At 34.6% G+C, this 12,051-nt stretch carries 9 protein-coding genes; 3 read left to right on the forward strand and 6 right to left on the reverse strand.

Going from position 1 to position 12,051, the window contains the following annotated elements; translation table 11 throughout:
* Nucleotides 1–97: 97 nt before the first annotated feature.
* Nucleotides 98–1,597, reverse strand: a complete 1,500-nt coding sequence (locus ACN0TY_RS03215; protein WP_417443341.1) for a GH3 auxin-responsive promoter family protein — start codon at nucleotides 1,595–1,597, stop codon at nucleotides 98–100.
* Between the two features lie 6 nt (nucleotides 1,598–1,603).
* Nucleotides 1,604–2,473, reverse strand: a complete 870-nt coding sequence (locus tag ACN0TY_RS03220) for a M23 family metallopeptidase (protein WP_236957606.1) — start codon at nucleotides 2,471–2,473, stop codon at nucleotides 1,604–1,606.
* Between the two features lie 179 nt (nucleotides 2,474–2,652).
* Between ACN0TY_RS03220 and ACN0TY_RS03225 the strand changes: the two genes are divergently transcribed.
* A complete protein-coding gene (locus ACN0TY_RS03225) occupies nucleotides 2,653–2,850 on the forward strand; it encodes a Sec-independent protein translocase subunit TatA/TatB (protein ID WP_178950225.1) in 198 nt (65 codons plus the stop codon).
* Nucleotides 2,851–2,937: 87 nt separating this feature from the next.
* On the opposite strand, the gene ACN0TY_RS03230 is transcribed toward ACN0TY_RS03225, so the two are convergent.
* The 4 genes from ACN0TY_RS03230 to ACN0TY_RS03245 all read right to left on the reverse strand — a co-directional run bounded on the left by ACN0TY_RS03230 (nucleotide 2,938) and on the right by ACN0TY_RS03245 (nucleotide 9,594).
* Nucleotides 2,938–3,942 (reverse strand): DUF4837 family protein, encoded by a 1,005-nt coding sequence (locus ACN0TY_RS03230; RefSeq protein WP_236957607.1) that lies wholly within the window; start codon nucleotides 3,940–3,942, stop codon nucleotides 2,938–2,940.
* 102 nt (nucleotides 3,943–4,044) lie between these two features.
* A complete protein-coding gene (locus ACN0TY_RS03235; RefSeq protein ID WP_236957608.1) occupies nucleotides 4,045–5,628 on the reverse strand; it encodes a lytic transglycosylase domain-containing protein in 1,584 nt (527 codons plus the stop codon).
* 143 nt (nucleotides 5,629–5,771) lie between these two features.
* On the reverse strand, nucleotides 5,772–8,144 hold the full coding sequence (locus ACN0TY_RS03240; protein ID WP_417443342.1) for a glycoside hydrolase family 88 protein: 2,373 nt from the start codon (nucleotides 8,142–8,144) through the stop codon (nucleotides 5,772–5,774).
* Nucleotides 8,145–8,403: 259 nt separating this feature from the next.
* A complete protein-coding gene (locus tag ACN0TY_RS03245; protein WP_417443343.1) occupies nucleotides 8,404–9,594 on the reverse strand; it encodes a phosphoglycerate kinase in 1,191 nt (396 codons plus the stop codon).
* A gap of 261 nt (nucleotides 9,595–9,855) precedes the next feature.
* On the opposite strand from ACN0TY_RS03245, the gene ACN0TY_RS03250 reads away from it, so the two are divergent.
* Nucleotides 9,856–10,731, forward strand: coding sequence for a carboxypeptidase-like regulatory domain-containing protein (locus tag ACN0TY_RS03250; RefSeq protein WP_417443344.1), 876 nt, complete (start codon nucleotides 9,856–9,858; stop codon nucleotides 10,729–10,731).
* An 89-nt stretch (nucleotides 10,732–10,820) separates the two neighbouring features.
* A complete protein-coding gene (locus ACN0TY_RS03255) occupies nucleotides 10,821–11,969 on the forward strand; it encodes an ATP-binding protein (protein ID WP_417443345.1) in 1,149 nt (382 codons plus the stop codon).
* The last annotated feature ends 82 nt before the right edge of the window (nucleotides 11,970–12,051 follow it).

Genomic DNA, 12,051 nt, shown 5'->3' on the forward strand with positions numbered 1-12,051 from the left:
CTTGTTAAGTTATATCGAAAATGAGTTAAATCTTCTGCGGAAAAATGAAATAAATACGACCTTTAATAGAATTTATTACTGCAACCTGTCAATTGTTTTATGACTTTTGAAACTTTTTTAGCTCATCGGCTATCTTTCTATCATTCGCTAAACGTTGGATTTTATTTTGCCCTCCTAATTTCCCTTGAGATTTCATAAAATCAGAAAACGCCCCTGTTTCTAAAGGAGTAATTTTTAATTGTTGTAATACTTTCCCTTGAATTAAATCGTAGTAATAACTGTTTTGCTCTTGTAAAGTTTCATCTATTTTTTTGGCAAAAGCTTCCATATCATTTGGAGGTGTTTCAAATTCTATAAACCACTCATGATATGGTAATCCTCCCCCTTCTGGAGTAATTTGAGGAGCAACGGTAAACTCATTAATAGAAGTATTATAGGCTTTTGTTGCTGCTCGCATAGATTGTTCTACTTCTTTGGCAATAACATGCTCTCCAAAAGCAGATATAAAATGTTTAATTCTACCAGAAACAATAACACGATATGGATTTTTAGAAACAAACTGAATAGTATCTCCAACATTATAACCCCAAAGTCCAGCATCTGTAGATATAATCATTACATAATTTACATGCAACTCAACGTCTTCAATAGTCAGTCTTTTTGGATTTTCTGTATGGAATTCATCTGCTTTTATAAATTCATAAAAAATTCCTGAATTCAGCAGTAAAAGCATTCCCTTTTCTTTCTGAGAATCTTGATATGCAAAAAAGCCTTCACTTGCAGGAAATAACTCTATGCTGTCTACTTTTCTTCCTATTAATTCCTCAAATTTTGCTCTATACGGTTCAAAATTTACACCGCCATAGATAAATAGATTGAAATCTTTAAAAACGTCACCTACTTTTTTAGATGTTTTCTGCTGAATCCTCTCGAAATACATCTGTACCCAAGAAGGAATCCCGCTTATAACAGTCATATTCTCTGGGAGTGTCTCTTCAACAATAGCATCGACTTTCGTTTCCCAATCATCAATACAGTTGGTCTCCCAACTTGGCATTCTATTTTTCTGAAGGTAACCAGGAACATAATGAGCTACAATCCCAGATAAACGGCCTAATTTAATCCCATGTTTCTCTTCTAGAATGGGACTTCCTTGTAAGAAAATCATCTTACCATCTACAAAGCTTGCATTTCCAGTTTCATGGATATATGCTAGAATCGCATTTCTAGCAGCCTCAATATGATGAGGCATAGAATCTTTAGTAATCGGGATATATTTCGCTCCCGAAGTTGTTCCAGAAGTTTTAGCAAAGTAGCTAGGTTTTCCAGGCCATAATATATCTTTTTCTCCCTTTACAACTCTTTCTACATAGGGTTTTAAATCCTCATAATCTCTTACAGGGACTTCTTTAGCAAAATCGGAATAAGAATTGATTTTATCAAAATGGTGGTCTTTACCAAACTGCGTTTCTTTAGCATCTTTAATAAGCCTATTAAAAACTGATTTCTGAGTTTCAACAGGGCTATCGATCCATTTTTGGTCTTTATAATGGATGTATTTGGCAAATAATTTGGCGGCAAATGGCTTTAATGACATATAGTTTTATTGAAAATCAATATAATCTTTTGGATCTACTGGATACCCTTCACTCCATAATTCAAAATGTAAGTGTGGTCCAGTTGTTAGCTCTCCGGTATTTCCGATAATAGCTATTACTTCTCCTGCTTTTACTAAATCCCCTTGTTTAACACTCAATGAAGAATTATGTTTATACGCAGAAGTGAGTCCAGAACCGTGTTCTATAATACAAACATAACCAGTTTCTGATGTCCATTCAGCAAAAATAACCATTCCATCTGCTGCAGATTTTATTGGAGTGTCTTTTGGTGCTAGAATATCTATTGCATAATGCTTTTCTTTTGCATTATATGACTGAGATATTGTTCCGTTTACGGGAGGAAATAAAACAAAATCTGATCGTGTAGAAGCAGATTCAAATAAATTGTATTTATCTTCCATTGCTACCCGTTCTCTCAATAGCGAATCTTGCTTACTCGGATTTAGATTTACAGCGATGGTATCTTTTCTAAATTCATTGAAAAGAGAATCTTTATCTATTTCTTGCGTGTTTATCTCTCCTTTTAATACCTTCTGAATCTTATCATAATACAATTCATTAGCTCGAAGTTTTGCAGTTAACGAATCTGCTTTATAAGTAAGATCGATGGCTCTTCTTTTAAGTGTTGTAGAAGAATAGCCAGGAATATACTCACGAAGCGGAGTAAAGGCTATTAATACAGTTGTAAAAGCAATGATAAATACCGAGAAAAGAGTTCCTAATACAAAAACATTCAGCCTGTTTAATTTAAATGATAACTTCTCTTCAAAAGTATCTTCATTTAAAATAACAAGTCTGTATTTATGGAGCAGCTTCTTTTTAATCTGCTTTCTTTTCTTTTTTTTCTTGGCCATCACAAGCAAATATAATTATTAGGATGTTACATAGCTTTCTGTTAAAGGAAATTTGTTTTTTTTTAACGCATCAAAACGTTAATTTTTATATTATTCCTACATAAAGTGATGATTTTAAGAAAAAAGATGATTTTTTGTATTCATTTCTTATTACCTTTGTTATCTAAAATTATATTAAAATGATATCATTAAACATTTTTCTAGGAATGATTGGTCCATGGCAAATCGCGATAGTAGTTATTTTAGTACTATTATTGTTTGGAGGTAAGAAAATACCAGAATTAATGCGCGGACTAGGAAGCGGTATCAAGGAATTTAAAGATGCCTCTAAAGAAGAAGATGAACCTACAGTTGATCAGAAAAAAGAGAACAACTAATTTATATTAGTTTATTCCTAAAATAAAATAAAAATGCCGAACTATATTTAGTTATAGTTCGGCATTTTTGTTTGCTTAATTGTAAGCTTATTCTGCTTTAGCAATGTCTTTGTTCTGATCTGTAAACTTCAATGTTTTTAAGATAGCTTCCAACTCAAACATATAATCTCTTTTGTTTGTAGACGGTGCAAAAGTAAATCCTTCAACTACCAATAGTCGGTTATTAGGTTTGTCTTCTACAATATAGTTTATAAAAGGTCCAGCCATAAAGAAGTTCTTAATTTCCCACATACCTTTAGTTTCAATAGCCTTTCTTCCAGCCACTTCAGCATCAAACACATAAGGAGCATATGCTTCTTCAGTAATCATATACATTCCTTCTTTTCTTCCTGGTACATACTTTTCTCCAATAGAATCACGCATTTTTATGATAGCATCTACACGAGAAGAATCGTTTGGAATACTGTTTAAAGGCATTTCATATACCAAGATATTCATAGTTCCTTTACGGATTTGGCGCTCTATCCAGAAGAAATTCCCTTCTTGTTTCGCAATTTTATAAATAGAAGGCATCGTTAAAGAAATACCTAATTCTTCGGAAAGTGCTGTCTCTCTGTTTAGAGAACGTGTAAAACGCTCCTGACTTTCTTTAATATCGTTTTTCTTAAAAGCTTCTATTATTTGCGGAGCAGCTTCTGCTAGTTTCTCAATTATTTTATCTTCGGTAGGTGCTTTAATGATCCCAACTTTTTGTGGCTTGGCATATAAATCGGTTCTTAATCCCGATACTTCTGCAGTATCTTTCTTTATAACCAATACATTACGACTATTTCTAGTGGCTCCAGTAAAAACCTCAAAAGGAATCTGATGAATGGTAAATAGTGGCTCTATCATTGGAAGTCCTAAGACCTCATCTGCATAGTATTTTCGGATAGAATCTCCAACACGCCCATTCCACATATCGTTATCGATTACAATAGACAAGGTGTTAATGGCACCTACAGAATTTGGAAGAAATTTCTCCTCTTTTTTACTTTCTTTACAGGAAAGCACTAATAAGAAGACCATTATTCCCATTAAAATTTTTTTCATCGTTTTAGGTTTTTTGATAAAACTCCCACACCATAGCGCGAGAATTAAAAATAAGTTAATTTGGTGTCGGTACATTTGTAAAACAAACCCTTGTTAGGAAGGTTAGCAATTACAAAGAACCAATTTAATACCAGGTTTTAACTTACTCCCTCTAATATCGTTCCAATCTTGAATATTTTTAACAGAAATTCCAGGAAATTTATTTGCGATGCTCCAAAGTGAGTCACCACTTCTTACAATATATTCCTTGGAGGCGCTAGTTTTACTGCTGGTTGTAGACTTTGAGCTACTCGAAGCAACAGGCTTTTTAGGATAGATAATTAATCGTTGTCCGATACGAATATTATTGTTTCTTAATCCATTCCAACGTTTTAATTCGCTAACACGAACACCGTACTTCTCAGCAATTTTTCCTAACACATCACCACTTTTTACTCGATAACGAATCTGAGAGCTCGTTTCTACAAGCTCAGGAAGTGGTTTTTCTCTTAGTAGAAGCTCTTTTTCAACACGTGCATATATAGAGTCTTCATTGGCAACAAACCTTCCAATAGCTTCTCTTGGTAATCGTAAGGTATAGTTTTTATCATCTATAAAAGGAATGATATCCAACTTATAAGAAGGATTAAAGAGCTGTACTTCTTCACGATCGATTTCTAAATACTCTGAAATCTGATCAAAAGAGATTAATTTTTTAATTCTTACCGTATCTGTTTCAAAGTAAGCAGCCTGCGCACCATAATCTTCAAAACCATGTTCTTTAGCATATTCCATAATATACATGGTTGCTAAGAAAGCTGGTACATAACCTGCTGTTTCTCGTGGTAAATAGGTACGTAAGTTCCAATAATTGCTTGAACCTCCGCTTCTACGGATGGCTTTATTTACATTTCCAGGTCCAGAGTTATAGGCTGCTAAAGCAAGATCCCAATCACCAAACATCTCATATAATTTACCTAAATATTTACAAGCAGCTTCCGTAGAACGCATCGGATCGCTACGCTCGTCTACATAACTACTTACATCCAGTCCGTATGCTTTCCCTGTTGGGTACATAAATTGCCAAATTCCCGTTGCTCCAACTCTCGATTTTGCCTTTGGATTTAATGCAGATTCTATAACCGCTAGGTATTTCATCTCCAACGGAATATCATAATTATCTAATTGCTGTTCGAATAAAGGAAAATAGAATCTACTACGTGCCATTACGCGAGATAAGAAACCGCGTTTATTCTTTAAAAACATTTTAATAACACTTTCTAAAGAAGGGTTGTATTCAACATTAAAAGGGGTTTTCTGATTCAGCTTAGCTAATCTAACCTTTAAAGTATCGGTAGGGAGGTCTACATAATCTACTCTTTCAAAGGTTAAATTGGTAATATCAGTATAGATAGTATCATATAAACCAGCGTTTAGAAATTCGTTCATCCAGATGCTATCTATCTTCTGAGCCTCTGGGTGATCTGCATATCCGTATGTAAATTCTTTTTCTTCAGCAATAACAAAGCGTTCCCCATCTATAATGAGAGAATCCGACTCTTTTAGAGCTTCTGTGGCTACAATATCTAAGGTATCGCTAGAAATTTCTAACGGTATTGTATCTATTTTAGTATTTGGTTTTTGTTGCTGGGCATAGGTGAGGGAGCCAAAAGCACTGACCAACAGTGCAGTAAAAACTTGCTTCATGAATCAATATAAATTTTCATTAGAACGAACAATTTGTAAAAATCGTGTTTTTTTGAAATAAAAACATATCAAATTTGTTAAAAAAATTAGCCCCTCCTTTTTTTAATTAGGAAGGGCTTGGCTAAAATCAAATTGGTTAATGATTATCGTGATAACATATCCTCAGGAGTACTCATTAAATAAACCTCAGAACCGGCCATTAAAAATGCACCGACTCCATACTTCTGCGTCATGTTTTTAGTTACAGATTTTGGTGAAGCTCCCACAGGCTGTACCCATCCTAATTTACCTTCTGTGTTTACAGCAGATACCAATGCGCTCCATCCTTTTTCTGCGGCTTCTTTATATTCTTGTCCTTCTAATAAACCGTTGTTTATACCATATGCAATACCATATACCATAAAGCCTGTAGCGCTCGTTTCTGGCACAGGATACGATTCTGGATCCAATAAGCTGGCATGCCAGAATCCTTCTTCATCTTGCAAACCAACTACTCTTTTACACATATCTTTATAGAGGTTTTCATAATAAGGGCGGTATTTATTTCCTTTTGGTACGGCTTTTAAAATGTTTACTAAACCACCAATAACCCATCCGTTACCGCGACCCCAAAATACTTTCTCTCCATTTGCTTCTTTCATAGATGGAAATCTAAGATCTCTGTAGAAAAGCGATTCGTCTTCGTCATAAAGAAAATCATAGGTTATTTTAAACCCATCATCCATATATTTCAAATACTTCTTATCTCCCGTAGCCTCATATAATCCAGCATAAACAGGAGGTCCCATAAATAGCGCATCACACCAAGACCACCTTTTATGGTTTCTTCTAAAATTATCTTCGGTATTATTCTTATCCCATTTCGGGGTGTTTTCTATTACCCATTCTGTACGTGCTATTGTTGGGATCAGAATATCATCTTTCTTATATTTTTTATAAAGTTCAAGGTATGTTTGCCCAATACAGATATCGTCGGCATGATACATACGTTCTCCCACTTGCCAATAATTTTTCTTTCCGATGGTATGCAACCAATCGTAATAAGACTCGCTATCTGCCATCTTTGCCCATTGAGACATTCCGTAGAAAAGTGTTGCATTTACCCAATACATACTAACATTCCCTTTTGTAGCCTCAGGAAAATTTTCAATCTGCCAATCTGCAACTTCTTTCATAACATGCTTAACGTCTTCTTTTTTAAAGGAAGCGCTAAATCCTTTAGAAACATCGTTTACTCTTATTGTTGAATGGTAATTTGTAAACCCTGCGTAATCGTGATTATACATCCAAAATACTTTCGAATTTGGATCGTTTAAGGCTACATAAGGGCGCACATTGTCTTTAGAAGAGTTTTGCGTAATACTATCTATTTCCCACTTATTACCATAGTCCTTGGTGGTCCATTTCTGAATCTCAAAAACATCGTTAACAGGTTTTGATAAGTAAACAACATCGGGGTTGTTATGATCTAAGTATAAACCACCAGAATAGTGAGGCTCATCCTCTTCATTTTCCTTCGGGTCGTAGTTTCTCTGAAACCATCTCCCAGCATCTGTTATTTTATGATTCTGCCATTTCTCACCATCCCAACGCGCATACCAATATTGGTGCTTTAATTCGCTTACAAACTGCACATAGGCAATCACTGGGTAGTCGTTTGCATCATAAGCTACATCCCAAACCCATGCTCTGTGCTTAGACTTTCCTGCATCGTATACCAAATCTGCTTGCTCATGAGTATATGGAGCATCTTCTAGCGCACCAATTTTATCACCATTTGCTTTACGCAGCGCACCGTCTTTATAACTCATATAATAAATAGAGTTTAGGTATTTTTGTCTTGGATGCCCGTTTGTAAATGCAAAATGAATTTGGTCTTTACCATTGTTAGCCACTTTTAAATAAGGTCTTCCGCGTGGTCCCTCTCTAGAATCTTCTGCGTTCTTTATTAATGTTTTAGCTTCCGACCAATTCTCTAAATCATCAGAATACATAAAGTTTGGTTTGAAGTCTGTACCTCTAAAGAACAGAAACAATCGATTGGATTCTTCGGATAAGCTTACAGGATTGGAATAGGTAGCTCCAAAAGAACCATTACCATAATTACTTATTTCTTGAACAGGTTCCCATTCTGTTACGTCATATTTATTTTTACTGATACGGTAGTACATTGGCTTTTTGTCGCCATGTGCTGTAAAGAAAGTAATGAGTCTGCCATCTTCTAAAGTAGTGATAGATGGATTTGCATGATCATCTTGATCTAACTTTTCCATGTGGGTTACATGCTTCGTCTCATTCGTTTTAGGGTTATAAGAAAAGCTTTCTATATCTCCTTCACTGTTTACATACCCGCCAAAATACATATCGTTAGCGTATAGTACTCTTGGATCAGAAAACCAACACCAAGCGCCATCATCAGTAATTTTTACATAGTCTTCTGCGGGATATTCGGTTTCTTGGGCAAATGCGGAGATACTTATTAAAAGCAGGCAAAATGCATTCAATACTTTATTCATATTTAGTTTTAGGTTGATTGAATTCCAAATATATAAAAATATTAAGGTGAATTTTACTTTTAACAGCATCAGTTATGTTAAAGTATTGATTATGTAAGGGTATTCAGCCAATGAGACGCGAATTAAATAGCTCTGGCGTAAGAGGTATAAAATAAAACAGGCCTTCGGATGACCGAAGACCTGTTTCTATAATTGTATTTTAAATAAACAATCTTTGGGCGAGCCTTAGTTGTTTATTTAATGTATTTATTTGCTTGTATTAGTCTAGAATAGCAGCAATTCCAGGAAGTGTTTTCCCTTCTAAGCTCTCTAGCATTGCACCACCTCCGGTAGAAACATAACTTACTTTATCTTCAAAACCGAATTGCTTAACAGCGGCAACAGAATCTCCACCACCAACAAGAGAGAACGCTCCTTTTTTAGTAGCCTCTTCTATAAAACTACCAATTGCGATGGTTCCTTTTGAGAAAGTTTCCATTTCGAAAACTCCAATAGGACCATTCCAAAGAATAGTTTTAGAATCTAAAATAACTTGCTTAAAATTCTCTAATGTTTTAGGACCAGCATCTAAACCTTGCCATCCGTCTGGAATCTCACTTACAGGAGAAATTTGAGTCTCAGCATCATTATTAAAATCATCCGCAGCAATTACGTCTACAGGTAAATGTACTTGAACTCCTTTTTCTTTAGCTTCTTTTAAAATACTAAGAGCCAACTCTTGTTTGTCATCTTCACAGATAGAATCTCCAATCTTTCCGCCTTGAGCTTTTACAAAAGTATATGTCATTCCACCACCAATAATTAGGTGATCTACTTTATCCAAAATGTTCTCGATGATTGTAATTTTAGACGATACTTTAGATCCTCCAAGAATAGCAGTAATTGGCTTTTCTCCAGTTTCCATTACTTTTCTGATCGACTCAATTTCTTTCGCCATTAAGTATCCAAAACATTTGTTTTCACCAAAAAACTTAGCTACAACAGTTGTAGACGCATGCGCACGGTGAGCAGTTCCAAAAGCATCATTTACGTAAATATCTCCTAGTTTAGAAAGTCCTTCAGCAAAAGTTTCTTCTCCCTTTTCTTCCTCTTCATGGAAACGTAAATTCTCTAGTAATAATACCTCTCCTGGTTGTAAAGCAGCAACAGCCTCTTCAGCAACTCTACCTACACATTTATCGATAAATTTAACTTGAACTCCAATGATTTCAGAAGCCTTACTAGCAAGGTGCTTTAAAGACATATCGTCTCTAACTTCCCCTTTAGGTCTCCCTAAATGACTCATTAAAACAGCGCTTCCACCATCTTCAAGAACCTTAATAACAGTTGGTTTAGCAGCCTCTATACGATTGGTGTCTGTAATATTAAATTCAGCATCCAATGGCACATTAAAATCTACACGGATTAAAGCTTTTTTATTTTCAAAATTAAAATCGTCTATCGTCTTCATCTTATTCTTGGGTTAATTAAGGCGCAAATTTAACTATTTATCGTTACCTAAGAAAACACAAAGAGTTATATAAAGTTAAATCGATATTAAATTCGTTACAATGTTAATTTTCAACGGTAGTTTAAAGGGTTATTGCTGAATTATTTTCAACTGAAATGTATTTTACGACACGTTTGTTAATTCGAAATACATTTTGATTCAATGTAACTTTTTCATAATAAAAATATAAACTACATTGAGCTTAAATTAAACCAATCAATTTTGAAAAAGGCATTATTTCTTTTATTATTAATAACGAATGGAATCATATTTTGCCAAACAAAAGATTATACCGGTACTGTAAAATCAAAAAGCGAAAACCTCCCTCTTCCTGGAGTCAATGTTATTATAAAGGGGACAAAAATTGGAACTCAAACAGATATTGATGGGAACTTCAAAATATCAGTTCCCGATTCTTTAGAGATATTAAGTTTTTCTTTCCTTGGAATGATAACTTTGGATTACAAGCTCAATGATGAAAAGAATATCGAAATACTTTTAAAGGATGATTGTAATATTGATTGGTTTGACATTAATCATGTAGGTTTTTATTTAAATAGTGGGCTTATTAATAATCCAGTTGGAGGACTGTTCCACTTTTCTTTTAAACCACATTATGATTGGCCAAATATTAAAACAGGAATTAGTTATCAAACCAATCTTAAAGAAAATGTGTTTATTAATGCTTACCTAAACCTACATCATCTTTTTGTAAGCTGTAATTTTAATGCTGATATTAATTCTTCCTATAGAAGCTTGGACTATGATAATAATATTGATTTATCTGCTTATTCAGTGGAAACAAGCCTTAACTTCAATAATTTTAGTGCGATAGTAGGTGTAAGTACTATTAACTTTAATAAAACATCAACAAATGAAAATATAAATTCTATTGGCCCAACAATAGGAGTTGGAACATGGATTGGACAACCTTTTTTAATGTCCGTATCTGCGAAAACTACGATTTACAAAAACTTGAATGAATACCATGTTGAGGTTAAAAAGCAGTATAAAGGAGTTTATGGATTTCTAAAATATTATAAAGTGAATGACTTTAATGAATTGAGCTTAGGGATTGGAATCGAACTGAGTTATTAAAATGCTAAGGTAAGGCACGTACAAGTAATCAAAATATCATTTGTAGAAACAAAAGAGAAAAGTTACTTTCACACCGTAAAGAAGAAAATATGCTTTTCAGCGAAGTTTTAGGGCAGGCTCATATAAAAAAACATCTAACGTATAGTGCCGATAATAGCAGGATACCACACGCACAACTATTTGTTGGGCCAGAGGGTAGCGGAGTGTTACCAGCGGCAATAGCATACGCACAATATGTTTTATGTGGCAATACAGATAGTGAGAACACTACAGGAAATGCTTCTTGCAACCTAAAATTTAATAACCTTACACATCCAGATTTACATTTTGCCTTTCCGGTGGCTACCACAGATAAGGTAAAGAAAAATCCCGTTAGTAATCACTTTTTAACCGAATGGAGAACCTTTGTAAAAGAGCAACCTTATGGTAATCTTTTCGATTGGTATCAGATTCTAGAGATAGAAAACAAACAAGGACTTATTGGTGTAGATGAGGCGCAAGATATTGTAAAATCATTATCGCTAAAAGCCTATGAAGGAGGGTATAAGGTGATGATTATTTGGATGGCAGATAAAATGAATACTGCTGCTGCCAATAAATTACTAAAGCTTATTGAAGAGCCTCCTAGCAAAACCTTTTTTATTCTTATTGCTGAAGATGAGGAGCAGATTATCCAAACCATTCGCTCTCGTTGTCAGATTTTACATTTCCCACCATTAGCAGAAAACGTAATAACGGAAGCCTTACAAGCAAAAGGATTGGATGCCAATGCGGCGCTTAAAATAGCACACCAAGCCAACGGAAATTATAATAAGGCGATAGATTTGGTGAACCGCGATTCTGAAGATTTGGTATTCGAAAAATGGTTTGTAAGCTGGGTACGTGCTGCATTTAAGGCGAGAGGAAATAAAGCCGTTATTCACGATTTACTTTCGTGGAGTGAGGAGGTTGCCAAAACAGGGCGCGAAACACAAAAGAAGTTTTTACTGTTCTGTATTGATGTTTTTAGGCAAGCAATGCTAGTAAATTATCAAGCAGGAGAGCTCGCCTTTATGGATTTCTCTGTGGAAGGATTTAAGCTAGAAAAATTTGCACCTTTTGTACATGGAAACAACATTCTCGAAATCACGGAAGAGCTTGAAGACGCCATTTACCATATTGAGCGTAACGGAAATTCTAAAATTATACTCACAGACGTTTCCATTAAACTTACACGCTTACTTCATACCAAAGAATAGTAGCTGTTTAAGCATCAGAATATCTTTTAACCCTCTTTAAGGGTAAATATCTCATGTAAAATACCAATACATTACACTACTT

Origin of the sequence: Joostella sp., assembly GCF_048266025.1 — a bacterium.
In the GTDB taxonomy this organism is placed as follows: domain Bacteria; phylum Bacteroidota; class Bacteroidia; order Flavobacteriales; family Flavobacteriaceae; genus Galbibacter; species Galbibacter atrarenae.